Consider the following 26,663-nt stretch of genomic DNA (forward strand, 5'->3'; position numbering starts at 1 on the left):
TCCTAGTCCTCGCCGGCCACCTTGCGCCTGTGCGTAGGCTTGGCCTGGGTCTTCTCGGCCGGCTCGGCAACAGGCTCGGTCCTGGAATGGCCCATCTCGTGCATGGCAAGCGTCTTTTCGCACTTGCCGATATAGTCGCGGGTCATCGGCAGCACGTCGTTGCGCTTGGTCACCTGGATCTGGAAATTCACCAGGTCCTGCCAGCGGAACGAGGCTTCCGACCCGGAAAGATAGAACTCCCACATGCGGCAGAAGCGCTCGTCGTAGATCGCCTTGACCTTGTCGCGATTGGCGAGGAAGCGCTCGCGCCATGCCTTCAGCGTCTCCGCATAGTGCAGCCTGAGCACCTCCACGTCGGTGACCATCAGGCCGGAGCGCTCGATATGCGGCATCACTTCCGACAGGGCGGGGATGTAGCCGCCTGGGAAGATGTGCTTGCGGATGAAGGCGTTGGTGGTGGTGGGCGGGCCGACGCGGCCGATCGTATGCAGCAGCATCACGCCGTCCGGCTTCAGCAGCGTCGCGCATTTGTCGAAGAAGGTGCGGTAGTGGTTGATGCCGACATGCTCGAACATGCCGACCGAGACGATGCGATCGAAGCGCTCGGACAGGTCGCGATAGTCGCGCAATTCGAAATGGATCCGGTCTTGCAACCCTTCGGCATGCGCCCGGTCGGTCGAAACCTGATGCTGTTCGGTCGAAAGCGTGACGCCGAGCACGTCGGCCTGGAAGGCCTTGGCGATGTAGAGGCCCATGCCGCCCCAGCCCGACCCGATGTCGAGCACGGTCTGCCCCGGCTTGATCTTCAGCTTGGCGGCGATGTGCCGCTTCTTGGCGAGCTGCGCCTCGTCGAGCGTCATGTCGGGCCGCTCGTAATAGGCGCAGGAATACTGCATGTCGTCGTCGAGGAACAATTTGTACAGTTCGCCCGAAAGGTCGTAGTGGCGCTCCACGTTCCGCCTGGACCGGCGCGCGCTGTTGAGCTGCTGGAACGGCCGCGCGGCGAGCCGCGCGTGGTTCAACAGCTTGCCCCAGTTGGAATCGATCCAGGAAATGCCCGTGTTCTCGTAGACCAGGTGCAGGAAGGAGAGCACGTCGCCTTCGAGGAAATCCAGTTCCTCCTCCATGAAGGCTTCCGGAATGGCGAGCGAGGGATGCAGCGTAATCGCGCGTTCGGCGCGGCGCGTATGGATGACCATGTGCACCTTCTCGCCGCTGCCGTCGCCGAAATTGCGGGTGATTCCGTCCGGACCCGTAATGGTCAGGCTTCCGACGCGGATCATTTTCTCGGCAAGGCGATGCAGGAGAATATTCATGGCAAGACCCAATCAGACGGCAATATGCCCGATCTTGCTAAAAACGATCTGCCTTGAAAAGTTCCTTTTTCAACAAAAAACCCGGGCACGAGGCCCGGGCTTTTGGTCCAGATTATGGCAGGCCGGCACGTAAACGGTGCCAGGGCCCGCTTTCCGCCGGCTTACTGGCCGGCTTCCTCTTCGCCTTCGAACTCGGCGTTCGGGTCGAAGAAATTGTCCGGGCGGGCGTTCTCGTTGATGTCCTCGCCGTAGATCGCCTCGGCGGTGGTCAGCGTCTCGCCGCGGGCCTGGCGCTCGGCCTCGTCGGCGCTGCGGGCGATGTTGAGCGTCACCGTCACCTCGACCTCCGGGTGCAGGGCGATGGCGACGTTGGTCAGGCCGATGGTCTTGATCGGGTGGTTCAGCTCGACCTGGTTGCGGGCGACGCTGAAGCCTTCCCCGGTCAGGATGTCGGCGATGTCGCGGGTCGACACCGAGCCGTAGAGCTGGCCGGTCTCGCCGGCCGAACGCACCACCACGAAGCTCTTGCCGTCGAGCTTGTCGGCGACCTGCTGGGCTTCCGACTTGCGCTCGAGATTGCGGGCCTCGAGTTGGGCGCGCTGGCCTTCGAACTTCTTCTTGTTGGATTCGTTGGCGCGCAGCGCCTTGCCCTTCGGCAGCAGGAAATTGCGCGCGAAACCGTCCTTGACCTTGACGACGTCGCCCATCTGGCCGAGGCGCGAAACGCGTTCGAGAAGGATGACTTCCATTTTTCTCTCCATCTTGGCCGCCGTCGGCGGCGATTGGGAGACAGCCAGGAAGCTAGAAGAGCGCCAAGGCGCCTTTTTGTCGCTGTCCTGCCTGTCCAGGCAGTTAGGGCCGGCAAGCCCAACTCGGATTTAAGCTTTTCCCGCCGTGCCGATCAGGGACGGGAGAAGCGGGCGGCAGACCGCCCGCCTCGAACTCTCGTTGCGGCACGATCTTCCGGAAAATCTGCGACTTTCCGGGACCGTGCTTTAGCGAACCACGTAGGGCAGCAGGCCGAGGAAGCGGGCGCGCTTGATCGCCTGGGCGAGCTCGCGCTGCTTCTTCTGGCTGACGGCGGTGATGCGCGACGGCACGATCTTGCCGCGCTCGGAAATGTAGCGCTGCAGCAGGCGCACGTCCTTGTAGTCGATCTTCGGAGCGTTGGCGCCGGAGAACGGGCAGGTCTTGCGGCGGCGATGGAACGGACGCCGCGTCGGGATCTGGTTGATGTCGACCATTATTCTGCAGCTCCTTCAGCACCTTCGCGCGGGCGGCGCGGGCCACGGTCGTCACGGTCGCCGAAATTGCGGGCCGGACGGTCGCCGCGGTCGCGGTCGCCGAACGAGCGCGGGCCGCGATCACGATCGCCGAAACCGCCGCGATCCGAGCGCTCCTCGCGCTTCTGCATCATGGCCGAAGCGCCTTCCTCATGCTTGTCGACCTTGATGGTCAGGAAGCGCAGGACGTCTTCCGACAGGCCCATCTGGCGCTCCATCTCGTTGAGCGCGGCCGGCGGGCAGGTGAGGTCCATGAGCGTGTAGTAGGCTTTCCGGTTCTTCTTGACCCGGTAGGTGAGGGACTTCAGTCCCCAGTTCTCGACCCGGCCGACCGAGCCGCCGCCAGCGGTGATGACGCCCTTGAACCGTTCAACGAGCTCATCGACCTGCTGCTGCGACAGATCCTGCCGGGCAAGGAACACATGTTCGTAAAGAGCCATAGTTCTTTTGCCTTTCTTCGTTTCTCTCCCGGTTCCCGACGGCTAAGCCTCTGCAACTTCTCTTGACCCGCATCGAAACGGGGAAGAAAGGAGCATGACGAGACGGTCGAGAGCGGAGACACGGGAGGCGGAAGCCCTTGCGGCTCCGCAACGAAAGCGTGTTTTCAGGGGAAAACGGCCTTCGGCCCTCCGTTCAGCCCCCAATCGGGACCGGCAGATTGCGCGCGTCTATACAGGATTCTGGCCACAACGCAAGCCCGCAGGGCCGGGCAGCGGGACCGGCCGGCGCCGCAAGGCAATCCGCTCCGGGCGGTCGGAGATGGCCGAGCATGGATCGTGAGCTTGGATCTGGGCCCGGATTGTGGGATTGCACAGGGTGCGGTACATTCCGCGCGCAGCTAAACAGCCTACCTCCTCGGCCATCCGGCGTCATGGAAATCCTCTACGGACTTGGGTTTCTGCTGCTGTTCAGCGTGAGCGCCATCGGCGGGATGGTTCTCCGCGCGCATCTGCGCGAAAAACATCTGTCGAGCGAGAACATGGCTGCGGTGCAGCTTGTGGCGGGTCTCCTCGTCACTTTCGCCGCCATCATCCTCAGCCTTCAACTGTCGACGGCGCGCACGGCTTTCGATGCCGCCAACAAGGATCGCTCGCTCTATGCCGCGCAACTCGCTCGCCTCGACGAATGCCTGAAGAATCTCGGTCCCGGAATGGAGCCGGCGAGGCTGGGCCTGCGCCGCTATACCGCCGCCGTCATAGCCAGCACCTGGCCTGACGAGGCCGCCCCCTTCGTCGACGGGATGCCCGACGTGACGCACATGGCGGTCAGCGGCGAGGACGCCACGCTCAAGGTGCTGATGAATGAAATCGGAACGATGGTGGATGCCGTGGCGCCGCCCGACGCCGCGCGCGCGAACGTCGCCGCCCGATGCCGCGCCAACTACACCATGGTCCAGCAAAGCCGCTGGGCCGTCATCGAGGACGCGAACGGTGCGTCCCGCAGTTCGTTCAGCGACATCGTCGCCTTCTGGCTGGCGCTGGTGTTCCTGAGCTTCGGTCTTCAGGTCCCGCGCCGCTTCCTGGGCGCGATCGTTCTGGGGATCGGGGTCGTCGCCGTGGCCAGCGTGATGTTCGTGATCGTCGATCTCGAAATCCCCTATGGCGGGGTGTTCGGCATCACCAGTTCCGCGATGCGCGATGCCTTGGCGGACATGATGCGCTAAAGCAATTCCAGGAAAAGTGTGGAGCGGTTTTCCGTCCGGAATTGCGCAGAACACAGTCAATTCCAGGAAAAGTGTGGAGCGGTTTTCCGTCCGGAGTTGCGCAGAACACAAGCGATTCCAGGAAAAGTGCGGAGCGGTTTTCCGTCCGGAGTTGCGCAGAACAAAAAGACGGATCGTTTCGGCGCCTCCGCGAACGGGGCATGTTCCGACCCGGAAGCCGGAACCTCGTTCGGCGGATTCTAGGGCTTTTTACACTTAGTCCCCTTGCAGGCGATAATATCGGTGCCCGTGCGGCCTTTCGCGCCGCCCTTGCCCTTGCCGCCGCCTCCCTTGCCCCCGTGACCGCCATGACCACCGCCGCCGTGACCGCCGCCACCGTGGCCGCCTCCGCCGCCACCGCCTCCGCCACCACCACCGCCTCCGCCTTTGGCGGCAGCGATGCCGGTGGAAGCTGCGCACACAACCGTGGTGCCCAGGATGAAGAGGAATTCGCGGCGCGATGCGAGCATTAGGGCTGTCTCCCGCTTGCCGAAATGAAGGTCAAGAAATGAAAGTAAAATTACGTCTTTCGAGCGTATAATTTTGCGATTTGTTTTAAAACTGAAAATAAGATTTAGGAATAGGCTGTTCGAGCGAGATAAAACGCTCTAGTTGCCATGCGGATCAACTCGGCCTCGCGCCGCAAAGCCCGTCGTCATGGTCGAAAAGGTGCCTGGGAAGTCCGGTCGGGTGTCTCAGGACGCCGCGCGTCGGAAGAAGAGCCTTCCGAGCGACACCAATATGTAGACGCCGAAGAACAGCGACAGCGACCAGCCGAAGCCGACGGGACCGAACATGTCCATGCCGATGCCGATCGCCTGCGGTCCCATCACCATGCCGACGCCATAGCACAGCACGAAGGCGGCATTGGCCGAGGCGAGTTCGTGGCCCGAAAGTTGCGAGCCGAGATGGGCGAGACCCACGGTATAGAGCGCGGCCACCACGCCGCCCCATACGAACAGCAGCGCCGCCATCAGGTGCCAGTTCTGCGCGAACAGCGGCATGAACGCGGCGCCGAGCAGGCCGACCGTGGCGCAGGCGAGCAGCAGGTAGCGGCGGTCGCTGACGCGGTCGGAGATCATGCCGATGGGGATTTGCAGGAGCACGTTGCCGAGCCCGATCATGGTGAGCAGGAGCGCGGCATTCGCCTCCGAATAGCCGATACGGCTGCCATAGACCGGAAACAGCGCGAAGCCGCCGGTCTCGACGGCGCCGAACACCAGCACCGCCACGGTTGCGGTCGGCACCATCCAGATATATTGCAGGAAACCGCTGGTTTCCTCGCCCTCGGGGCGGATCGGCGGACTTTCGTTGCGGGCGGCCAGGACGGGGATCGCCGCGATCGTCACAAGCGCCATGGTGACGCCGAACGGCAGGAATCCGGTGCTGCCGAGATGCGCGAACAGCCAAGGCCCCGCCGCGAAGCCGAGCGACAGCACCGTGGCGTAGACGCCCAGCACCAGCCCGCGCCGGCTGGGGGGCGCGGAGGTGCTGATCCAGAATTCGGACAGGATGAACAGGATGGTCAGCGACATGTGCAGCGCCACGCGCAGCGGGAACCACATCCAGAACGCCGGCGCGAAATAGAAGCCGACGAAGGCGAGCGCGCCCAACGCGATCATCGCCAGCATCGCCCAGGCCACGCCGAGCCGCGACGCGATCGGGGTGGCGAGCGGCGCCCCAGCGATCGAGGCGACGCCGGCCACGGCGGTGTTCAGCCCGATCATCGAGGCCGAATGGCCGCGCGATTCCAGGATCACGCTGAGCAGCGGCATGCCGAGGCCGATGGCGATGCCCACCACGCTGATCGAGGATACTGCCGCCGTCATAGGCAGCCAATGAACGCGTTCCTCGTCTTGCACCCTGGTGTCCACCGTCATGAAAAGCCTGAACGTAAGTCTACAGAAGTTCACGCATGAAGCGCGTTCGCACGAGCCGGTAGAACGGCACCGGCCGGCCGGGATCGAGCCGCGGGTCGTCCCGCAGCCGTGTTTCCAGTTCTTCCAGGATCGTGCGGGTGATGGAGGGAATGTCCGCCTGTTTGGCCTGCGCCAGCGGCAGCCACGCGATTTCCTCCAGTTCGTTCGTGGGGCCGCCGTCCGGCAGTTCCACCGCGACGTCGTGACGCCACGCGGCCAGGAAACGGGTGTCGAAGCGCCGCACGCGCCCCGGCGGCGTGATGGCGCGGGCGATGAAGCGCACCGTCTCCAGCGAAGGCTGCACGCCATGCCGCGCAAAGCCCTGCCAATCGGCCTTGGTGGTCGTGAAATCGCCCTTGCGGCCGATCAGCAGACCGGCTTCCTCATAGGTCTCGCGGATGGCGGAAAGCGCGATCGCGCGCGCCCGCGCCGCGCTGATGCGCCCTGCGCCGGCCCTCAGCTTCTGCTCGTCCAGGGCGGTGAGCGCGCTGGCCACCGGCACGCGGCTGTCGGCCGGGTCGGTCCGGCCGCCGGGGAAAACGAACTTGCCGGGCATGAAGGCGTGCCTGCTGTGGCGGCGGCCCATCAGCACCCGCACTTCGTCGCCGCACCTGTCGAGCAGGATCAGCGTCGCGGCGTCGCGCGGACGCTTCGGCCCGGTCCCGAGCGCGATGTCGCTGCGTTCGGCCGTGTCGATCTCGGCCTTGGTCATTCCGTCCATGCGCACGCCCTAGTGGAACGAATTTGAAATTCGCGCTCCATTCGACATCAAGCGAAACATGCGAATGTCAAATCCAAAGTTCCACCAGAATCAAACACTTGCCGGTGGCCCTTTGATGCCGACATTTGCCTGAGCGGTTTGTATCAGAGGAACGCAAATGTCAGAACCGGACCACTAGCGGAAAGTTTTGCCACGCGAAAGAGGCGTTTGCGTCGCGTGCACGGAGCCGAACCGGAAAATTCAGGCCTCGGGCTGCGGCTCGAGATGCTCCGCCTCGCCGCCGAAGCCGTGCATGTAGAGCGCCCATTGCAGGCCCACAACGGCTCCCTTGATCGGCTGGAGAAGGATCAGCGACAGCAATATGGTCAGCGGCACCCACACCGCCAGATGCAGCCACATCGGCCACACGGTGGCCATCTCCACCGCCATGAAGCCGCCGAGCACGATGTGGCCGACCACGACGATGTCGAGATAGGCCGGCAGGTCGTCGGCGCGGTGGTGGGAAATGTCCTCGCCGCAATTGTCGCAGCGGTCCACCGTCTTGACGAAGGCGCGGAACAGCTTGCCCTCGCCGCAATGCGGGCAGCGTCCGAGGAAGCCGCGCTTCATCGCCTCCCAGAGCGGACGGGCAGGGCGCCCCGAATGATGTTCGCCGCCGAAAACCTGTTGTTCCATGGTCAACGTCTCCTGCCGCGCGGTCCCGGACGCGATTGCGAGGCGCGTGCGCGGCCCTTGGCCTTGTGAAAGGATCGCCGCGAACCCGGCAGTGGCTTGGGCTCGCTCAGCATCTCGAAGCGCATGGCGCCCGCCATGGGCGCCACTTCGACGAGACGGACCTCGACGCGATCCGCGAGCTGGTAGCCTTTTCCGCTGCGCTCTCCGTAAAGCGATCGTGCAGTTTCGTCGTATATATAGTAGTCGCCGCCCAGCGACGACACCGGAATAAAGCCATCTGCGCCGAACTGCGGCAATTGGACAAAGAGTCCAGCCTTGACCACGCCGGAAATCCGCGCGTCGAAGCGGTCGTTGATGCGCTCCGCCAGATAGGCGGCGACCAGCCTGTCCACCGTTTCACGCTCGGCCGCCATGGCGCGCCGCTCCGTGGTCGAGATCAGGGCGGATATCTCGTCCAGCCGCGCTTCTTCCTCGCGCGTCAGCCCGCCCGGCCCGAGACCCAGGCTGGCGATCAGGGCGCGATGCACGATCAGGTCGGCGTAGCGGCGGATCGGCGAGGTGAAATGCGCGTAGCGGCGCAGGTTCAGCCCGAAATGGCCGATATTGGCGGGCGAATATTCGGCCTGGCTCTGGGAGCGCAGCACCACCTCGTTGACCAGCCCCTCATTGTCCTGCCCGCGCACCCGCTCCAAAATGCCGTTGAACTGGGAAGGACGCATCTGCGCGCCGCGCGCCAGCGAAAGGCCCAGCGTTTGCAGGAAGTCGCGCAGGGATTCCTGCTTGGCCAGCGACGGCGCGTCGTGGATGCGGTAGACCAGCGCCTGCTTCTTGGCTTCCAGCGTCTCGGCCGCGGCCACATTGGCCTGGATCATGAATTCCTCGACCAGCTTGTGCGCGTCGAGGCGTTCCGGCACGATCACGCGATCGACCGTGCCGTCCTGCTTGAGCAGGATCTTGCGTTCCGGCAGGTCGAGATCCAGCGGCTGGCGGGAATCGCGGCCGCGCTTCAGCACGGCATAGGCTTCCCACAGCGGCTTCAGCACCGTGTCCAGGATCGGGCGGGTCTTGTCGTCCGGCACGCCGTCGATCGCCGCCTGCGCCTGGCTGTAGGCGAGCTTGGCGGCCGATTTCATCATCACGCGATGGAAGGAATGCCTGATCTTGCGCCCCTCGGCCGAAAAGGTCATGCGCACGGCCATGGAGGGGCGGTCCTCGCCCTCGCGCAGCGAGCACAGGTCGTTGGAGATGCGCTCGGGCAGCATCGGCACGACGCGGTCGGGGAAATAGACCGAATTGCCGCGCTTCAGCGCCTCGCGGTCGAGCGCCGAGCCGGGCCGCACATAGGCCGCCACGTCGGCGATGGCCACCGTGACGATGACGCCGCCGGGGTTCTTCTCGTCCGTGTCGGGCGTGGCGAAGACGGCGTCGTCATGGTCCTTGGCGTCGGCCGGGTCGATGGTCACCAGCGGCAGGTCGCGCCAGTCCTCGCGCCCTTGCAGCGTCACTGGCTTCAGCGCCTCCGCCTCCGCCAGCACGTCCGCCGGGAAGATGTGGGGGATCTCGTGGGCGTGGATGGCGATCATGGAGACCGCCTTCTCGCTGGTCAGCGAGCCGAGCACCTGAAGCACCTTGGCCTTCGGCAGGCCGTAGCGGGCGGCCCGCGCCGGCTCGACCTCGACCAGGTCGCCGTTGTTCGCGCCGTTCTGGAACTCCTTGTCGACTATGAGTTCCGGCTGGCGCCGCTCCACCGGCTCGATGCGGAACGTGCCGTCCTTCAGCACGCGGAAGATGCCCAGCACCGCCTCCGAGCGCTTCTCGAAGATCTTCATCACCCTGGCCGTGTAGGCCGGGCCGGTCGGATCGTCGGTCGGGAAGGTCTTGGCCAGGATGCGGTCGCCGATGCCGGGCGTCGGGCCGCTCCGCGAGACGCGCACGGCCACGACCGGAGGGGTGCCGTTGCCTTCCTGCTCGGCCGGGCGGGCCAAGAGCCCGCCTTCCGGATCGCGTCCGAAAATGTCCAGCACCGTCACATGCGGCAGGGCCCCGGGGCGGATATGGCGCTTGCGCTTCTTTTCCAGCAGGCCTTCTTCCTGAAGGTCGCGCAGCATGTCCTTCAGCCACGCCCGATCCTCGCCGCGCAGGCCGAAAGCCTTGGCGATCTCGCGCTTGCCCGACCGGTCGGGGTTCTCGGCGATGTAGCGCAGGATTTCGTCGCGCGAGGGACGATATTGATCGCTCCCGCGCCTCGTATCGCCAGCGCGGGGATCGCCGTGATGCCGTCCGGAGATCCTGCGCGCCAAGACTCTATCCCTTCTTCTTCGCGGCCGGCTTCTTGGCCGCCGGCTTTTTGGCCGCTGCCTTGCGGGCCGGTTTCTTGCCGCCGCCATTGCCCGATTTGGCTTCCTTCTCGGCAATCAGCGCCAGCGCCTCGTCCAGGGTCACGGACTGCGGGTCCTTGCCCTTGGGCAGCGTGGCGTTGACCTTGCCGAAATTGACATAGGCGCCGTAGCGGCCGTCGCGCACGGTCACCTTGCCGCCGCCGTCCGGATGGTCGCCGAGGTCCTTGAGCGCGGCGGGCGTGCCGCCGTTGCGTCCGCCCTTGCCCTTGGCCTGCTTCTCCGCCAGCACCGTCACCGCGCGGTTGAGGCCGATGGAGAACACGTCCTCGATGGAATCGAGGTTCGCATAGGTGCCGTCGTGCAGCACGAACGGACCGTAGCGGCCGAGACCGGCCGAGATCATCTTGCCGCTCTCGGGATGCTTGCCCACGTCGCGCGGCAGGGAAAGCAGCGCCAACGCCTTCTCATGGTCGATGCTCTCGACCGTCCAGCCCTTCGGCAGGCTGGAGCGCTTGGCTTCCTTGCCTTCGCCGCGCTGCACATAGGGGCCGAAGCGGCCGGAACGCAGGGTGATCTCCTCGCCCGTATACGGGTCCTTGCCCAGCACCTTGGTGCCGTCCTCGCCCGCGCCGTTTTCCCCGTTGCCATTGCCGTTTTCGCCGAGCTGGCGCGTATAGCCGCACTCCGGATAGTTCGAGCAGCCGACGAAGGCGCCGTATTTGCCCAGCTTGAGCGACAGGTTGCCGGTGCCGCATTTGGGGCAGATGCGCGGGTCCGAACCGTCCTCGCGGGCGGGGAACACCAGCGGCGCCAGTTCCTCGTTCAGCGCATCGAGCACGTCGGAGACGCGCAGTTCCTTGATGTCGTCAACCGAGGCCGAGAAATCCTTCCAGAAGTCGCGCAGCACCTCTTTCCAGGCCAGCTTGCCGTCGGAAATCTCGTCCAGCTTTTCTTCCAGCGAGGCGGTGAAGTCGTATTCGACATATTTCTCGAAGAAGCTTTCGAGGAAGGCCGTGACGATCCGCCCCTTCGACTGCGGGATCAGGCGGCGCTTGTCGATGGTGACGTATTCGCGGTCTTCCAGCGTCTTCAGCGTCGCCGCATAGGTGGAGGGCCGGCCGATGCCGAGCTCCTCGAGCTTCTTGATGAGCGAGGCTTCCGAATAGCGCGGCGGCGGCTCGGTGGTGTGCTGCGTGGCGTTGATCGCCTCGCGCGAAAGCTCTTCGCCCTGGCGGATTTCGGGCAGGCGGCGGTTTTCCTCGTCCTCCGAATCCTCGTCCTTCTGGTCGGTGTAGGCGGCGATGAAGCCGTCGAAGCGCACGACCGAGCCGACGGCGCGCAGGCCGGCGGTGCGGGTGCCGTTCGTGGCCTCGATCTCGACCGTGGTGCGCTCGATCTCGGCCGCGTTCATCTGGCTGGCGATGGCGCGTTTCCAGACCAGTTCGTAGAGACGGGCCTGGTCGGCGTCGAGATATTGCCTGACCGAAGCCGGCGTGCGGAAGAAGTCGGTCGGGCGGATCGCCTCGTGCGCTTCCTGCGCGTTCTTGGCCTTCACCGAATAGTAGCGCGGCTTCTCCGGCACGTATTTCGGGCCGAATTCCTTGCCGATCGCGTCGCGCGCGGCCGAAATCGCCTCCGGCGCCATCTGCACGCCGTCGGTTCGCATATAGGTGATGAGGCCGGCCGTCTCGCCGCCGAGGTCGACGCCTTCATAGAGGCGCTGCGCCACCTGCATGGTGCGGTTGGCGGAGAAGCCGAGCCGCGAGGAGGCGGCCTGCTGCAGGGTCGAGGTGGTGAAGGGCGGCGCCGGATTGCGCTTGGTCGGCTTGGCTTCCACCGACAGCGCGCGGAAGGTCGCTCCCTCCAGCATCGCCTTGATGCCGTCGGCCTGCTCCTTGTTCTTGATGTCGAGCTTCTGGAGCTTCTTGCCCTCATAGGCGGTCAGCCGCGCCTCGAAACTGTCCTTGCGCGGCGTGCCGAGGATGGCGGCGATCTGCCAGTACTCCTCGCGGATGAAGCGCTCGATTTCCAGTTCGCGGTCGCAGACCAGACGCAGCGCCACCGACTGCACGCGGCCGGCCGAGCGGGCGCCGGGCAGCTTGCGCCACAGCACCGGGGAAAGCGTGAAACCGACCAGATAGTCGAGCGCGCGGCGCGCCAGATAGGCGTCCACCAGCGGCACGTCGATCTCGCGCGGGTTAGCCATGGCGTCCAGCACCGACTGCTTGGTGATGGCGTTGAAGACGACGCGGCTGACCGGCTTGTCCTTCAGCGCGCGCTTGGCGCGCAACACCTCCAGCACGTGCCAGGAAATCGCCTCGCCCTCGCGGTCCGGGTCGGTGGCGAGAATGAGCCCGTCGGCGTCCTTGACCGCCTTGGCGATGTCGGCCAGCCGCTTGGCCGATGCCGAATCGACCGCCCAGGACATGGCGAAGTCCTCGTCCGGGCGCACCGAGCCGTCCTTGGGCGGCAGGTCGCGCACATGGCCGAACGAGGCCAGAACTTTGTAGTTCCGCCCGAGATACTTGTTGATTGTCTTCGCCTTGGCCGGCGATTCGACGACGACGACGTCCATGTTGCCCGTGTCAGCTGGGTCGGCGGCAGGAGATTCCCCTCAGGCCGCGACGAAAATCATTCAGGTGCCCGTCAAATGGCTGTGCTTTTGCATCCGGTCAAGAGGCTGGGTCGCCAAGGTGACTGTCGTCAATGCAACTTATAAGTGCATAAATCGCTATCTTGCAATTTTAGATGTATTTAATATCTTACCCGACGTCGCCCGTTCGGCCGCCGCAGATTCGACCGGCGCGCCCGCGGGCAATGTACGAGCGAGCACGGAAGGGGGAGTATTGTCGATGCGACAACTCTACACAAGACGGCGGACCGAGACGCTCGATTATCTGCAGTCGATGCTGGGCCAGCTTCGCAACATGGCCGAGGCCGAACGTTGCGACATGCTGACCTACCTGATCGAAATGGCCTATGTGGAGGTCAGCGACATCATCCGGGGCGAGCGCCCGCTGCGCGTGCAGCAGCCCAAGCGCAGGGACGTCGCCTGAGATCCTGGAAGCGGGCGGGCACCAGCGGGAAACCTGCCGCCCGCGGCCAGGCGGGCGGCGCGTCGTGATGGGAATGGCGTGCCGGCTGACCGGGTGAACGTCAGTCGGCCTTGGCCGTGTGCCAGACCCCCATGGCGCCTTCGCCGTTCATGTCGCCGGCCTTCTTGTCCTTGACGAAAGTGTAGAGCGGCTTGCCCTCATAGGCCCACATGCGGCTGCCGTCCTTGCGCTTGATGACGGTCCAGGCGCCTTCGTCCTTGGCGCCCTTCGCGGCTTTCAGCGGCGGCCAGTTGGCGGCGCACTTGTCGTAGCAGTTGGACACGCCCTTCTTGTCCTTGTCGAAGGTGTAGAGCGTCATGCCCTTGGCGTCGGTGTAGATCTTCATGCCCCCGACTTCCGCTTCCTTCCAGGCTTCGGCGGCGAAGGACGCCGTGGTGCCGATGAGCAAAGCGGCCAGGGCGATTGTCAGTGATTTCATATGAAAGTCCTCCTTGACGAAAATGGCGCGCCGTCGCGCCCCTTTGCAGAACGCCGCGAGCCGGCGGTTTCTTCCCGCGGCGCCGCCGTTTCTTGAATCTAGCGCGGCAAGGCAAACGGCACAGCGCCAGCGACGAAATGCGCCACGAAATGGTGATTGGAGAAGCCGGGACGCGAAGGCTATACGGGCCGGGACTTGAAAGACGCGACACGGCGGGAAGCGGAAATGGCCCTGGACATCGGATATGTAAGCGCGGTCGGCGCGGGCGCCATCTCCTTCCTGTCGCCCTGCGTGCTGCCGCTGGTGCCGCCCTATCTGTGCTACATGGCCGGCGTGTCGGTGGATGATTTCCGCGGCGAGGCCGGCGCGACCGCCAAGGCCGGCGCGCGCGGCGCGCTGTTCGCCGCCTCGGTGGCCTTCGTGCTCGGCTTCTCGACGGTCTTCGTCGCCCTCGGCGCCGGCGCCTCCACCATCGGCCGCCTGCTGCGCGTCTGGCAGGAGCCGCTGGCCTTCGCCGCAGGCATCCTGATCATTCTCATGGGCCTGAATTTCCTCGGCGTGATCCGCATCCCGCTTCTGTCGCGCGAGGCGCGCTTCCAGTCGCAGGGCAAGCCGGCCAGCGCCGTGGCCGCCTATCTCATGGGCCTCGCCTTCGCCTTCGGCTGGACGCCCTGCATCGGCCCGGTGCTCGGCCCGATCCTGACGCTGGCCGGCGGCCGCGAGACGATGGGCGAGGGCGCGCTGCTGCTGGCCGCCTATTCGCTGGGGCTCGGCATACCGTTCCTGATCGCGGCAATCTTTTCCGGCGCCTTCATGCGGTTTCTCGGCAAGTTCCGGGTGCATCTTGGACGCGTGGAAAAGGTCATCGGCGGCTTGCTGGTGGTGGCCGGCGTCTTCTTCCTGACCGGCGGCGTGCAGACGGTCGCCTATTGGCTGCTCGAAACCTTCCCGGTGCTGGGGCGGCTAGGATAGTCTATTCGAAGCCAGAATTAGAATAAGCAGAGCGGATATAATAACGCGCCTGGCTAAACGACCATCAATAGCTCTGGCTAAACGACCATCAATAATTGTCTTTACAAGCAGATCAGCGATTACAGCAACAAGCTGGCGGACAACTTCATCAATAATTACGTCGAAAAAAGACATGGACGTGCAGCTCCAAAGGAGGCTGCACGTCCTGCGCAGTCGATAAGTAAATCCTATTCCTGATTCGGGCGTCTTGTCTTCAATTTTTTGTCTTGTTGGACGCGTGGTGGTGGCCGGTGTTAGGTTGGGTAACGAATCTTTCTCAAGTCGGTAGCAGCGCTCTATGACGTCCAGAACCTGCCTGTCCATCATCCTTGCCGCCGGCGAGGGCACGCGCATGAAAAGCGCATTGCCGAAGGTGCTGCACAAGATTGCCGGCCTGCCCATGGTCGCGCATGTCGCGAGGGCGGCGGAAGCGGCCGGCGCGGGCGACCTCGCCCTGGTCGTCGGCCACGGCGCGGAGGAAGTGCGCAAGGCGGCCGAAAAATTCGCGCCCCGCGCCGAACTGTTCGTGCAGGAGAAGCGGCTCGGCACCGCCGACGCGGTCCTGGCCGCGCGCGCCGCCATCGCCAGGGGTTATGACGACATCCTCGTCATGTTCGGCGATACGCCGCTGATCGATCCGACAGCACTGGCCGCCGCGCGCGACCGCCTTGCGAACGGCGCGGCCGTCGTGGTGCTCGGCTTCCGCACGGACAAGCCGACCGGCTACGGCCGCCTCATCGAAAAGGGCGGCAGACTGGTCGCCATCCGCGAGGAGAAGGACTGCTCCGAGGAGGAGCGCAGAATCACCTTCTGCAACAGCGGCCTGATGGCGATAGCGGGCGGGCAGGCGCTGAAGCTGCTGGAGGCGGTGGGCAACGCCAACGCCAAGGGCGAATTCTACCTCACCGACATCGTCGGCATCGCTTCCGGGCAGGGGCTGGAAGTGGTGGCGACGGAGGCGAGCTTCGAAAGCGCGCTCGGCATCAACAACCGCGCGGAACTTGCCGAAGCCGAAGCCATCTGGCAGCAGCGCCGCCGCCGCGAGGCGATGCTGGCCGGCGTGACGCTGGTCGCGCCCGAAACCGTCTTCTTTTCCCACGACACCGAGATCGGCGCCGATACGGTGGTCGAGCCGAATGTCTGGTTCGGGCCGGGCGTCCGCATCGATCCGGGCGCGTCCATCCATGGTTTCAGCCATATCGAGGGCGCAACGGTCGCTTCGGGTTCGGAAGTCGGCCCCTTCGCGCGGCTGCGTCCCGGCGCGGACCTGAAGAAGAGGGCCAAGGTCGGCAATTTCTGCGAGGTGAAGAAGGCGACGGTGGAGGAAGGCGCCAAGGTCAACCATCTGACCTATATCGGCGACGCGCGCGTCGGCGCCGGTGCCAATATCGGCGCAGGCACCATCACCTGCAATTATGACGGCTACTCCAAGTTCTTCACCGACATCGGTGAAAATGCGTTCATCGGCTCGAACTCGTCGCTCGTCGCGCCGGTTTCGATCGGAAATGGCGGCTATGTCGCCTCGGGCAGCGTGATTACCGAAGATGTTCCCGAAGATGCGCTGGCATTCGGCCGGGCAAGACAGAAGAATTTACCCGGCAAGGCGCGTGAACTGCGCGCGCGCCGCGCCGAAGCGGCAAAGAAATAAGCAATTTCGACAACTGGATTCCAACGGCGAGCTGTCATATTGACGCCGTATGTGAACGGTTTTGCTGACACGCAGCGAAACGCAACGTGATTTTCATGGGCAGCGGCCCGTCGCTACATAGCCGGCGGGTTCGTTGCAGGAATTCGGGGACGTCTGCATGTGCGGAATTGTTGCTATTGTCGGCCATACACCGGTCGCGCCGCTGATCGTCGATGCGCTGAAACGGCTGGAATATCGCGGCTATGATTCGGCCGGCGTCGCCACCATCGAGCGCGGCGAGCTGTCGCGCCGCCGCGCCGAGGGCAAGCTGGTCAATCTCGAGCGCCGGCTCCAGAAGGAGCCGCTGGACGGCACCATCGGCATCGGCCACACCCGCTGGGCCACCCATGGCGTGCCGAACGAGACCAACGCGCACCCGCATTTTTCCAACGGCGTGGCCATCGTCCATAACGGCATCATCGAGAACTTCGCCGAACTGCGCGAAGAGTTGAAGAAGGACGGCTACGAATTCGCCTCGCAGACCGATACCGAGGTGGTCGCGCATCTGGTGTCGCGCGAGATGGCGCGCGGTGCCGCGCCCATCGCGGCCGCGCATAACGCCCTGAAACGGTTGCAGGGCGCCTTCGCGCTGGCCATCATGTTCAAGGGCGACGAGGACCTGATCGTGGGCGCCCGCAACGGCCCGCCGCTGGCTGTCGGCCATGGCGAGGGCGAGATGTTCCTGGGCTCCGACGCCATCGCGCTTGCGCCCTTCACCGATTCCATCACCTATCTCGAGGACGGCGACTGGGCGGTGGTGCGCAGCAACGAGATCACCATCTTCGACATCGACGGCAACAGGGTCGAGCGCAAGCGCCAGCAGTCGGTCGGCACCTCCTTCCTGGTCGACAAGGGCAACCACCGCCATTTCATGGAAAAGGAGATCCACGAGCAGCCGGAAGTGATCTCCCACACGCTGGCGCATTACCTGGACTTCACCAGCGGCGTTTCGAAGCCGCTGGACCTGCCGTTCGACTTCGCCACCATCGACCGGCTGGCGATTTCGGCCTGCGGCACCGCCTATCTCAGCGGGCTCGTCGGCAAATACTGGTTCGAGCGCTTCGCTCGCCTGCCGGTGGACATCGATATCGCCTCCGAATTCCGCTACCGCGAGATGCCGCTGCCGAAGAATTCGGCCGCCTTGTTCATCTCGCAGTCGGGCGAAACGGCCGACACGCTGGCGTCGCTGCGCTATTGCCGCAATGAGGGCCTGCCCATCGGGGCGGTGGTCAACGTGCACGGCTCCACCATTGCGCGCGAATCCGACGTGACGCTGCCGACGCTGGCCGGCCCGGAGATCGGCGTGGCCTCCACGAAAGCCTTCACCTGCCAGCTTTCGGTGCTGGCCTCGCTCGCGGTGCGGGCCGCGGCGGCGCGCAAGACGATCTCGGTCGAGGAGGAGAAGGCGCTGGTGCGCCAGCTCGCCGAAGCGCCGCGCTACGCCAGCCAGGTGCTGAAGCTCGGCGACCAGATCGAGAAGGTGGCGCGCGAACTGGCGCATTACAGGCATGTGCTCTATCTCGGCCGCGACACCAACTTCCCGCTCGCCATGGAAGGCGCGCTGAAGCTGAAGGAAATCTCCTACATCCACGCCGAGGGCTATGCGGCCGGCGAGTTGAAGCACGGCCCGATCGCGCTGATCGACGAGAACATGCCCGTCATCGTCATCGCCCCGCACGACCGCATCTTCGAGAAGACGGTCTCGAACATGCAGGAAGTGGCGGCGCGCGGCGGCAAGATCATCCTCATCACCGACAGGAAGGGCGCGGCTGCATCTAGCGTCGACACGCTGGAAACCATCGTGCTGCCGGACGTGCCGGAGATCATCTCGCCGATCGTCTACGCCCTGCCGATCCAGTTGCTGGCCTACTACACCGCCGTCTTCATGGGCACGGACGTCGACCAGCCGCGCAACCTGGCGAAATCGGTGACGGTGGAATAGGCTTCCGGATTTCGAACGCCGAACCTGAGTTCCGCCGTTGAGGCATGGACTCCTGACACTTTCTATTGGCTGCGCCCATGAAGGGGACAGGAATGACGAGTGCGTTTAGCGCTCGCGTCAATCGCCAGCCTTGGCAATTGGGTTGAACAAAACCGTCGTTCCCGGCCCCGGCACGAACGTGGGCCGCGGAGCGCCGCGAACCGATGCCTGGACAGCGGGCTCGGCACCGGAAGCCTTGCGGCGTGCCCGACATATCGCCGTTGTCAAAGCAGGTGCCAGGATATGTCGTGCCAGTGAGGGTTGCGCTCCTCGATCAGCTTGATCTTCCACCGGCGCGGCCATTTTTTGATGGCCTTTTCACGTGCGATGGCTTCGACGATGAGCTCGTATTCGTCGAACCAGACCAGCCGCATGACTCCATAGCGTGCGGCAAATTTGGAGCCTGTGCCGGTTTTGTGCTGCAGTAGACGGCCGGCAAGATCGGACGTTACGCCGGTGTAGAGCGTTCCGTTTTTCTGCGATGCCAGAATGTACACATAACCCCGCCGTCCCATAGTCGAAGACTATCGCGGTTTCGCGTTTGGGCAACGTGCGGTTTCGAGTTCGGCGCAGGCTTTGTTCCTCGAGTCCGAGGCCTGGATTCCCGACGCTCTTCGCTCGCATTGCTCGCTCCGAGGTCGAGAATGACGGAATGCTTTTATGCTTCGGTCAGTCTCCAATGTTGACGACTGGCGGACACGAAATTGAAACGCGTCATTCCCGACCGCGTAATGAGCGTTGCGAATGGAGAGTGTCGGGAATCCAGGCCTCGGACTCGAGGAAACCAGAGCCGGCGCAGATCACAGGGCCCGATACGGTGCGCGGAACTCCCCGGCGTCCAAAGTTGGCGCCATTCGCCCGAAGCAGGCAGCAAGGTAAAAACACCTTGCGCCGCACAAATGCGGCCATAAGAACAGCGAGGGCATGTTCCTGTCGGAAAACCGGTTTCCACTTTTCGGGAACATGCCCTAATGTCGCAGCGCAACGAGGCGGCGGCATGTCTGACAGTACGAAGATTTCCGGCATGACCCGGCTCAGGAACTATTTCCTGACCGGTTTCATCGTCTGCGCGCCGCTGGCGATCACCGCCTACATCGCCTGGTCCTTCATCGGCTGGGTGGATTCCTGGGTGACGCCCTATATCCCCGCGCGCTACAGCCCCGACACCTACCTGCCGTTCCGGGTGCCCGGCTTCGGCCTGATCGTCGCGCTGGTGCTTGTCACGCTGATCGGCTTCCTCGCCGCCAACATCGTCGGCCGCGCCATCGTCGGCTTTGGTGAGCGGCTGCTCGACCGTATGCCGCTGGTGCGCACCATCTACCGCTCGCTCAAGCAGATCTTCGAGACGGTGCTGTCCAACCGCGGCGACATGTTCAAGCAGGTCGGCCTTGTCGAATACCCGCGCAAGGACGTGTGGTCGCTGGTCTTCGTCGCCGGCGAGAAGGAAACAGAGATCAACCGCAAGCTGGACAAGGAAGGCGACCCGCTGGTGGCGGTGTTCATGCCCTGCACGCCCAATCCGACCACAGGCTTCCTGATGTATGTGCGCAAGTCCGAGATCGTCATGCTCGACATGACCATCGAGGAGGGCGCGCGCCTGATCGTCTCCGCCGGGCTGGTGCCGCCCCCGCCGGAAAGGAAGCCCGGCACCAACGGCAAGCCGGTGAAGATCGGCAACCCGCCGGCCGGCACGCTGCCTCAGCCGGCGCGCAAGAGCCGTACCGCCTCGTCCTTGCCGAACAAGTAAAGCAGCAGGCGCAGCGCCTCGCCGCGCTCGCTCTGCAGGTCCGGATCGCGCGACAGGATCAGGCGGGCGTCGTCACGGGCCGCTTCCAGCAGGTCGGCATGGAATTCGATGCGCGCCACCTGGAAGCCCGGCGTGCCGGATTGCCGCGTGCCCAGCAATTCGCCTTCGCCGCGCAGCTTCAGATCCTCCTCGGCGATGACGAAGCCGTCCTCCGTCTCGCGCATCACCGAAAGCCGCCGCTTGGCGGTCTCGCCGAGCGGCTCCTTGTAGAGCAGCACGCAGGACGAGGGCTTCGAGCCGCGCCCGACCCGCCCGCGCAATTGGTGGAGCTGCGCCAGGCCGAACCGCTCGGCGTGTTCGATCACCATGATCGTGGCGTCGGGCACGTCCACGCCGACCTCGATGACCGTCGTGGCGACCAGCACGCGCGTCTCGCCGTCCTTGAAGGCGCGCATGGCCTCGTCCTTTTCAGCGCCCTTCATGCGACCGTGGACGAGGCCGATTCGGTCGCCGAATATGGGCTTCAGCGAGGCGAAGCGGTCCTCGGCCGACATCAGCTTCGCTTCTTCGGATTCCTCGACCAGCGGGCAGATCCAGTAGATCTTCTGCCCCTCGGCCACGGCATCGCGGATGCGCCCGACCAGTTCGTCCAGCCGCTCCATCGGCAGCGTGACGGTGCGCACCGGCTGCCGGCCCGCCGGCTTTTCGGTGAGCTTCGAGACGTCCATGTCGCCGAAGGCGGTCAATACCAGCGTGCGCGGGATGGGCGTCGCCGTCATCACCAGCATGTCGGGCGCATCGCCCTTGGCGGTGATGGCGAGGCGCTGGTGCACGCCGAAACGGTGCTGCTCGTCCACCACCGCCAGCACGAGGTTTTTGAACGTCACGCTCTCCTGGAACAGCGCATGGGTGCCGACCACGATGTCGATCGAGCCGTCGGCGAGGCCGGCAAGCACCTGCGCGCGGTCGCGTCCCTTCTCGCGGCCCGTCAGCACCGCGACGTTCAGGCCGGCATGTTCCGCCAGCGGGGCGATCGTCGAAAGGTGCTGGCGGGCGAGGATTTCGGTCGGCGCCATCATGGCGGCCTGCCCGCCGGCTTCCACGGCGCGGGCCATGGCCAGCAGCGCCACCACCGTCTTGCCCGCGCCGACATCGCCTTGCAGCAGCCTGAGCATCCGCTCCGGCTCGGCGAGGTCGCCGAGAATGTCGGCGAGCGCGGCTTCCTGCGAGCCGGTCAGCGAATAGGGCAGCGCCGCCCGCAATTTTTCCACGGTGCGCCCGTCGCCGGTCAGCGGCCGGCCGGAAAGCCGCCGCACCTTGGCCCGCACCAGCGCCAGCGAAACCTGGCCGGCGAGGAACTCGTCATAGGCGAGCCTGCGCCAGGCCGCGCCTTCGGGCGCCGCATCGAGCGGGTTTTCGGGACTGTGGAGGCGGGCAAGCGCGGGCTGGAAACCCGGAAAGCTCTGCTTGCGCATAAAGGCGGGATCGAGCCATTCCGGCAAGACGGGCACGCGCGCCAGTGCCTGCCCGATGGCGCGGCGCAGCACTTTCGGGGAAAGCCCTGCCGTCAGCGGATAGACCGGCTCGACCAGCGGCAGGTTCTCCGCCTCCTCGGCCAGCGCGATATGGTCGGGATGCACCATGGAGGGCCGGCCGTTGAACCATTCCATGCGCCCCGACACCACCACCGCCGCACCTTCCGGCAGGTGCTTTTCGAGATAGGCCGCATGGGCATGGAAGAAGGTCAGCACGATGTCGTCGGTGTCGTCATGCGCGTAGACCCGATAGGGCGCGTTCCTGTTGCCGCGCGGCGGCGGCAGGTGGCGGTCGACGGTGAGGTCCAGCGTCACGATGGCGCCTTCCACCGCATTGGCGATGCCGGGCCGGTTGCGCCGGTCGATCACCGAATTGGGCAGCACGAACAGCAGATCGGCGGCGCGGGCCGCGCGCTCGCCCGGGCCTGGCGGCAGCACGCGCTCGATCAGCGCGGCCACCTTCGGCCCTACGCCGGCAAGCGAGGTGATGGGCGCGAACAGTGGATCGAGAAGGGAAGGGCGCATTCTTACCCTCCTTGTGGGGAGGGTCGACGCGCAGCGTCGGGGTGGGGGCGTGGAGTGTCGATGATCCCCCACCCCGCTTCGCAATCTTGGCTGCGCCGCGATTGCTCACCGACCCTCCCCACAAGGGGGAGCGTAAGAGGGGGCGCCCGCCGTCGTGCGGGGATCAAGAAGGCTGATAGCATCGCAGCCGAGATTAGGAACTCCTTGCTGTGTTGCAAGGCTGACACCTCGCGCTATCCACGCTATATGCGCGCCATCGAGCAAGGAATGCCCACAATGACCGCTCCCGCAGCCGAACTGGACCCCCGCCGCAAGAAGCTGCGTTTCCGCTCCTGGCATCGCGGCATGCGCGAGATGGACCTGATCCTCGGCCGTTTCGCCGATGCCGAACTCGGCGCCTTGAACGACACTGAAATCGACCAATATGAGGAACTGCTCGAATTCCCAGACGACCAGTTCTTCCTGCTGATTACCGGCGAAAGGCCGGTGCCGGCGCATCTGGATTGTCCGCTCCTGCGGCGCATCCTGGCGTTTGGCCGCGCTTACCAAGCCTGAACGCGACCTCCCTGAACGTGAACCCATGACGCTTATTCCCACCATCGGCCTGCCGAAAGGCCGCATCGGCTCCTTTGTCCTCGACGGGGTCGCCGATGGTTACGAGCCCTTCGCGCTGGCCGAGGTGGCGCGCGAGATCGCGCCCGACCGGCCGGTGCTGTTCGTCGCCCGCGACGGCCAGCGCCTGCCGGCCATCGTCGAAGGACTGGCTTTCGCCGACCCCGGCCTGCCCGTGCTGGAACTGCCCGCATGGGACTGCCTGCCCTATGACCGCGTCTCGCCGGGCTCGGATGCCGCCGCCCGCCGCCTCGACGCGCTGGCAGGCATGGCGGCGCTCCGCAGGAAGCCGCATCGTGCCATCGTGCTGACCACTGCGAACGCGCTGTTGCAGCGCATGCCGCCTGCCGAACTGATCGAGGCGCAAGCCTTTCGCGCCAAGCCCGGCAATCAGGTCGACATGGACAAGCTGATCGCGCGGCTGGAGACATCCGGCTTCGAGCGCGTGCCCACCGTGCGCGAGGTGGGCGAATTCGCCGTGCGTGGCGGCATCCTCGATCTTTACGCGCCGGGCTGGGAGGAGGGGCTGCGCCTCGACTTCTTCGGCGACACGCTGGAATCGATCCGCGCCTTCGACGTGGCCAGCCAGCGCACCACCGGCCAGCGCAACATCATGACCTTGCAGGCGATGAGCGAGGTGGCGCTGACGCCGGAAAGCATCAGCCGCTTCCGCCGTGCCTACATAGAAGCATTCGGCGCGCCCTCGCGCGACGACGCGCTCTACGCGGCTGTTTCGGAAGGGCGGCGCTTCGCGGGCATGGAGCACTGGCTGCCCTTCTTCTACGAGCGGCTGGCCACGGTGTTCGACTACCTGCCGGACGTGCCGGTGGTGTTCGACCATCTGGCGCATGAGGCGCTTGCCGAGCGCCACAAGCTGATCCTCGACCATTACGAGGCGCGCAAGGCGCAGGCCAGCGGCGCGTTGAAGGACGCGGTGCCTTACAAGCCGGTGGCGCCTGGCCTGATGTATCTGTCGCCCGAGGCGGTGAACGCCGCCACGGCGGACCGCGAGGCGGTCGAGTTGACGCCCTTCGCCGCTCCCGAAGCCGGCAGCCGAAAAGTGTTCCACGCCGGCTCCCGCGCGGGAAGGAGCTTCGCGGAGGAGCGCGCCGACCCCAACGCCAACGTCTTCAACGAGGTGGTGAAGCATATCGCCGACGAGCGCGCGGCCAAGCGGCGCGTCATCGTGGCCGGCTGGACGGAAGGCTCGCTGGACCGGCTGGGGCAGATCCTGGCCGAACATCATCTCGGCAACATGAAGCCCGTCGCCACGCTGGACGAAGTGGAGAAGCTGGCGCCGGGGCAGGCCGGTCTGGCCGTGCTGCAACTCGAAACCGGCTTCGAGACCGACCAACTGGTCGTCGTCGCCGAGCAGGACATCCTCGGCGACCGTCTCGTGCGCCGCTCGCGCAAGAAGCGCCGCGCCGCCGATTTCATCGCCGAGGCCGCATCGCTTTCGGCCGGCGATATCGTCGTGCATGCCGACCACGGCATCGGCCGCTTCGTGGGCTTGCAGACCATCGAGGCCGCCGGCGCCCCGCATGACTGCCTGGAAATCCGCTATGCGGGCGACGACCGCCTGTTCCTGCCGGTGGAGAATATCGAGCTTCTGTCGCGCTACGGCTCGGATTCGGCCGAGGCCACGCTCGACAAGCTGGGCGGCGGCGCCTGGCAGTCGCGCAAGGCGCGATTGAAGAAGCGGCTGCTCGACATGGCCGGCCAGCTTATCCGCATCGCCGCCGAGCGCCAGATGCGCGCGGCACCCACCATGATCCCCGCCGAAGGGCTCTATGGCGAATTTGCCGCCCGCTTCCCCTATGAGGAGACGGACGACCAGCAGACGGCGATCGACGCCGTGACGGACGACCTGTCCGCCGGCCGGCCCATGGACCGCCTTGTCTGCGGCGACGTCGGCTTCGGCAAGACGGAAGTGGCGCTGCGCGCCGCCTTCATCGCCGCCATGGAAGGTTTCCAGGTGGCGGTGGTGGTGCCGACAACGCTTTTGTCGCGCCAGCATTTCAGGACCTTTTCGCAACGCTTTGCCGGCCTGCCGGTCAAGGTGCGGCAGGCGTCGCGGCTGGTGGGGGCGAAAGAGCTTGCCGAGACCAAGAAGGAACTGGCCGAAGGCACGGCGGATATCGTCGTGGGCACCCACGCGCTGCTCGGCTCGGCGATAAAATTCAAGAATCTCGGCCTGCTGATCATCGACGAGGAGCAGCATTTCGGCGTCAAGCACAAGGAACGGCTGAAGGAACTCAAGAGCGACGTGCATGTACTGACGCTTTCGGCCACGCCGATCCCGCGCACGCTGCAACTGGCGCTGACGGGCGTGCGCGAACTGTCGCTGATCGCCACGCCGCCGGTCGACCGCATGGCGGTGCGCACCTTCATCTCGCCTTTCGACCCGCTGGTGATCCGCGAGACGCTGCTGCGCGAGCGCTATCGCGGCGGCCATTCCTTCTATGTCGTGCCGCGCATCAGCGACCTGGCCGAAATCCATGATTTCCTGAAGGCCGAGGTGCCGGAACTCAAGGTCGCCGTGGCCCACGGCCAGATGCCGCCCGGCGAGCTGGACGACATCATGAACGCCTTCTACGACGGCCAATATGACGTGCTTCTGTCCACCACCATCGTGGAATCCGGGCTCGACATCCCGACCGCCAACACCATGATCGTGCACCGCGCCGACATGTTCGGCCTGGCGCAGCTTTACCAGTTGCGCGGCCGCGTCGGCCGCTCGAAGGTGCGCGCCTACGCGCTGTTCACGCTGCCGGCCAAGAAGAAGCTGACCGACACCGCCGACCGCCGGCTGAAGGTGCTGCAATCGCTGGAATCGCTGGGCGCGGGCTTCCAGCTGGCCAGCCACGACCTCGACATCCGCGGCGCCGGCAATCTGCTCGGCGAGGAACAGTCGGGCCATATCAAGGAAGTCGGCTTCGAGCTTTACCAGCAGATGCTGGAGGAAGCCGTGGCCGAGGTGAAGGACACCGGCGAGGCGGTGGACGGCGGCTGGTCGCCGCAGATCGCCATCGGCACCGCGGTGATGATCCCGGAAGACTACGTGCCCGACCTGCAGCTTCGGCTGGCCCTCTATCGCCGCCTCGGCGATCTGGAGACGACGGAGGAGATCGACGCGTTCGGCGCCGAACTGATCGACCGCTTCGGCCCGCTGCCGGAGGAGGTGAAGCACCTGTTGAAGATCGTCTTCATCAAGGCGCTGTGCCGCAAGGCCAATGTCGAGAAGCTGGACGCCGGCCCGAAGGGCGTGGTCATCCATTTCCGCAAGAAGGAATTTCCGAATCCGGCGGGGCTGGTCAAGTTCATCGGCGAGCAGGGCTCCCTGGCCAAGATCCGGCCGGACCACTCCATCGTCTTCATCCGCGACTGGGCCACGGCCGAGAAGCGGCTGTCGGGATCGGCCGTGGTGATGACGCAACTGGCGAAACTGGCGGGATAGGGAAGCGGCACCAGCACCCTCATCCGACCTCGCTCTGCTCGGCCATCTTCTCCCACAGGGGGAGAAGGGACGAATGGCACCAGCCTCGTTGCTCATCACGGGGCCCGGCAATCTGCGAAAGCGATGGTGCAACACTCCTCCTTCTCCCCTTGTGGGAGAAGGTGGCCGAGCGCAGCGAGGTCGGATGAGGGGTGAAGGCTATCACCGCCACGGCGTCAGCGAAGTGTCGCGAGCGTAGGCGATGATGGTGTCGCAGACCGCATCGATGTCACGCAGAACGTCATCGTTCCAGAACCGCAAGACTCGAAAGCCGCATTCTTTCAGAATTTCGTCCCGCCTGCGATCATAGTCGGAGTCCGCATGCTGGCTGCCGTCGATTTTCGATGATCAGCCGCGCTTCAAGACAAATGAAGTCGGCGTGTAGGTTCCGATTGGCGCCTGCCTGCGGAATTTGATGCGATCCAGCCGTCGCCCACGCAATTCCTGCCAAAGCTTGTCCTCCGCTTCAGTCGCCTCCTTTCGCATAGAACGCGCGAAGCGGCGGGTTTTCGAGGTGACGGTTTGGTGCGGCATGCGCCTAGGTTAACTGGATGAGGGGGCCTGAGTGAAGCTCCCCGTT

At 65.1% G+C, this 26,663-nt stretch carries 23 protein-coding genes and 1 pseudogene; 10 read left to right on the forward strand and 14 right to left on the reverse strand.

Annotated features, from left to right (window positions below):
• Positions 1–2 precede the first annotated feature (2 nt).
• Positions 3–1,199 (reverse strand): cyclopropane-fatty-acyl-phospholipid synthase family protein, encoded by a 1,197-nt coding sequence (locus QU595_RS05020; RefSeq protein WP_315919581.1) that lies wholly within the window; start codon positions 1,197–1,199, stop codon positions 3–5.
• Between QU595_RS05020 and QU595_RS05025 the strand changes: the two genes are divergently transcribed.
• A complete protein-coding gene (locus QU595_RS05025) occupies positions 1,188–1,373 on the forward strand; it encodes a hypothetical protein (protein WP_315919582.1) in 186 nt (61 codons plus the stop codon). The genes QU595_RS05020 and QU595_RS05025 overlap by 12 nt on opposite strands.
• Positions 1,374–1,477: 104 nt before the next feature.
• Here the strand turns inward: QU595_RS05025 and rplI are convergent, their stop codons facing one another.
• The 3 genes from rplI to rpsF form a co-directional block, all read right to left on the reverse strand.
• Entirely contained in the window at positions 1,478–2,065 is a 588-nt protein-coding gene (gene rplI / locus QU595_RS05030) for a 50S ribosomal protein L9 (RefSeq protein ID WP_315919583.1), read from the reverse strand.
• Between the two features lie 246 nt (positions 2,066–2,311).
• Positions 2,312–2,560, reverse strand: coding sequence for a 30S ribosomal protein S18 (gene rpsR, locus QU595_RS05035; RefSeq protein ID WP_024923879.1), 249 nt, complete (start codon positions 2,558–2,560; stop codon positions 2,312–2,314).
• Positions 2,560–3,039 carry a 30S ribosomal protein S6 gene (rpsF, locus tag QU595_RS05040; RefSeq protein WP_315919584.1) on the reverse strand — a complete coding sequence of 160 codons (480 nt, stop codon included), beginning with the start codon at positions 3,037–3,039 and terminating at the stop codon, positions 2,560–2,562. Before rpsF ends, rpsR begins: the two co-directional genes overlap by 1 nt.
• Before the next feature lie 431 nt (positions 3,040–3,470).
• Here rpsF and QU595_RS05045 point away from each other — a divergent pair, with 431 nt between their 5' ends.
• Both QU595_RS05045 and QU595_RS05050 read left to right on the forward strand, forming a co-directional pair.
• A complete protein-coding gene (locus QU595_RS05045) occupies positions 3,471–4,262 on the forward strand; it encodes a hypothetical protein (protein ID WP_315919585.1) in 792 nt (263 codons plus the stop codon).
• A gap of 347 nt (positions 4,263–4,609) precedes the next feature.
• A complete protein-coding gene (locus QU595_RS05050; RefSeq protein ID WP_315919586.1) occupies positions 4,610–4,774 on the forward strand; it encodes a hypothetical protein in 165 nt (54 codons plus the stop codon).
• Between the two features lie 222 nt (positions 4,775–4,996).
• Here the strand turns inward: QU595_RS05050 and QU595_RS05055 are convergent, their stop codons facing one another.
• The 5 genes from QU595_RS05055 to topA all read right to left on the reverse strand — a co-directional run bounded on the left by QU595_RS05055 (position 4,997) and on the right by topA (position 12,530).
• Positions 4,997–6,181 (reverse strand): MFS transporter, encoded by a 1,185-nt coding sequence (locus tag QU595_RS05055; RefSeq protein WP_315919587.1) that lies wholly within the window; start codon positions 6,179–6,181, stop codon positions 4,997–4,999.
• Between the two features lie 19 nt (positions 6,182–6,200).
• On the reverse strand, positions 6,201–6,941 hold the full coding sequence (locus QU595_RS05060) for an NUDIX domain-containing protein (RefSeq protein ID WP_315919588.1): 741 nt from the start codon (positions 6,939–6,941) through the stop codon (positions 6,201–6,203).
• Between the two features lie 240 nt (positions 6,942–7,181).
• Complete coding sequence (locus tag QU595_RS05065; protein WP_315919589.1) at positions 7,182–7,616, reverse strand: DUF983 domain-containing protein; 435 nt, start codon at positions 7,614–7,616, stop codon at positions 7,182–7,184.
• A 2-nt stretch (positions 7,617–7,618) separates the two neighbouring features.
• Positions 7,619–9,916 carry a ribonuclease R gene (gene rnr / locus QU595_RS05070; protein ID WP_315919590.1) on the reverse strand — a complete coding sequence of 766 codons (2,298 nt, stop codon included), beginning with the start codon at positions 9,914–9,916 and terminating at the stop codon, positions 7,619–7,621.
• A 4-nt stretch (positions 9,917–9,920) separates the two neighbouring features.
• Positions 9,921–12,530 (reverse strand): type I DNA topoisomerase, encoded by a 2,610-nt coding sequence (gene topA, locus QU595_RS05075; protein WP_315919591.1) that lies wholly within the window; start codon positions 12,528–12,530, stop codon positions 9,921–9,923.
• A 277-nt stretch (positions 12,531–12,807) separates the two neighbouring features.
• Here topA and QU595_RS05080 point away from each other — a divergent pair, with 277 nt between their 5' ends.
• Positions 12,808–13,011: a hypothetical protein gene (locus QU595_RS05080; RefSeq protein ID WP_315919592.1), complete on the forward strand. Its 204-nt coding sequence runs from the start codon at positions 12,808–12,810 to the stop codon at positions 13,009–13,011.
• Between the two features lie 100 nt (positions 13,012–13,111).
• On the opposite strand, the gene QU595_RS05085 is transcribed toward QU595_RS05080, so the two are convergent.
• Positions 13,112–13,489, reverse strand: a complete 378-nt coding sequence (locus tag QU595_RS05085; RefSeq protein ID WP_315919593.1) for a hypothetical protein — start codon at positions 13,487–13,489, stop codon at positions 13,112–13,114.
• A 225-nt stretch (positions 13,490–13,714) separates the two neighbouring features.
• Here QU595_RS05085 and QU595_RS05090 point away from each other — a divergent pair, with 225 nt between their 5' ends.
• Positions 13,715–14,461 (forward strand): cytochrome c biogenesis CcdA family protein, encoded by a 747-nt coding sequence (locus QU595_RS05090; RefSeq protein ID WP_315919594.1) that lies wholly within the window; start codon positions 13,715–13,717, stop codon positions 14,459–14,461.
• Here QU595_RS05090 and QU595_RS05095 read toward each other — a convergent pair.
• Positions 14,453–14,635, reverse strand: a complete 183-nt coding sequence (locus tag QU595_RS05095; RefSeq protein ID WP_315919595.1) for a hypothetical protein — start codon at positions 14,633–14,635, stop codon at positions 14,453–14,455. The two genes, QU595_RS05090 and QU595_RS05095, sit on opposite strands and share 9 nt — an antisense overlap.
• A 163-nt stretch (positions 14,636–14,798) precedes the next feature.
• On the opposite strand from QU595_RS05095, the gene glmU reads away from it, so the two are divergent.
• Together glmU and glmS are read left to right on the forward strand one after the other, a co-directional pair.
• A complete protein-coding gene (glmU, locus tag QU595_RS05100) occupies positions 14,799–16,148 on the forward strand; it encodes a bifunctional UDP-N-acetylglucosamine diphosphorylase/glucosamine-1-phosphate N-acetyltransferase GlmU (RefSeq protein ID WP_315919596.1) in 1,350 nt (449 codons plus the stop codon).
• A 157-nt stretch (positions 16,149–16,305) separates the two neighbouring features.
• Positions 16,306–18,129, forward strand: coding sequence for a glutamine--fructose-6-phosphate transaminase (isomerizing) (gene glmS / locus QU595_RS05105; RefSeq protein ID WP_315919597.1), 1,824 nt, complete (start codon positions 16,306–16,308; stop codon positions 18,127–18,129).
• A gap of 263 nt (positions 18,130–18,392) precedes the next feature.
• On the opposite strand, the gene QU595_RS05110 is transcribed toward glmS, so the two are convergent.
• Positions 18,393–18,683: a GIY-YIG nuclease family protein gene (locus tag QU595_RS05110; protein WP_315919598.1), complete on the reverse strand. Its 291-nt coding sequence runs from the start codon at positions 18,681–18,683 to the stop codon at positions 18,393–18,395.
• A 482-nt stretch (positions 18,684–19,165) separates the two neighbouring features.
• Here QU595_RS05110 and QU595_RS05115 point away from each other — a divergent pair, with 482 nt between their 5' ends.
• Complete coding sequence (locus QU595_RS05115; protein ID WP_315919599.1) at positions 19,166–19,915, forward strand: DUF502 domain-containing protein; 750 nt, start codon at positions 19,166–19,168, stop codon at positions 19,913–19,915.
• On the opposite strand, the gene recG is transcribed toward QU595_RS05115, so the two are convergent.
• Positions 19,867–21,975 carry an ATP-dependent DNA helicase RecG gene (recG, locus tag QU595_RS05120; protein WP_315919600.1) on the reverse strand — a complete coding sequence of 703 codons (2,109 nt, stop codon included), beginning with the start codon at positions 21,973–21,975 and terminating at the stop codon, positions 19,867–19,869. The genes QU595_RS05115 and recG overlap by 49 nt on opposite strands.
• A gap of 267 nt (positions 21,976–22,242) precedes the next feature.
• Between recG and QU595_RS05125 the strand changes: the two genes are divergently transcribed.
• Complete coding sequence (locus tag QU595_RS05125; protein ID WP_410000477.1) at positions 22,243–22,530, forward strand: succinate dehydrogenase assembly factor 2; 288 nt, start codon at positions 22,243–22,245, stop codon at positions 22,528–22,530.
• 25 nt (positions 22,531–22,555) lie between these two features.
• A complete protein-coding gene (gene mfd, locus QU595_RS05130; protein WP_315919602.1) occupies positions 22,556–26,044 on the forward strand; it encodes a transcription-repair coupling factor in 3,489 nt (1,162 codons plus the stop codon).
• 201 nt (positions 26,045–26,245) lie between these two features.
• On the opposite strand, the pseudogene QU595_RS05135 reads toward mfd, so the two are convergent.
• A pseudogene (locus QU595_RS05135) lies at positions 26,246–26,617 on the reverse strand (endonuclease domain-containing protein).
• Positions 26,618–26,663: the final 46 nt, after the last annotated feature.

The organism is Mesorhizobium sp. SP-1A (genome assembly GCF_032460275.1).
Taxonomy (GTDB): domain Bacteria; phylum Pseudomonadota; class Alphaproteobacteria; order Rhizobiales; family Rhizobiaceae; genus Mesorhizobium.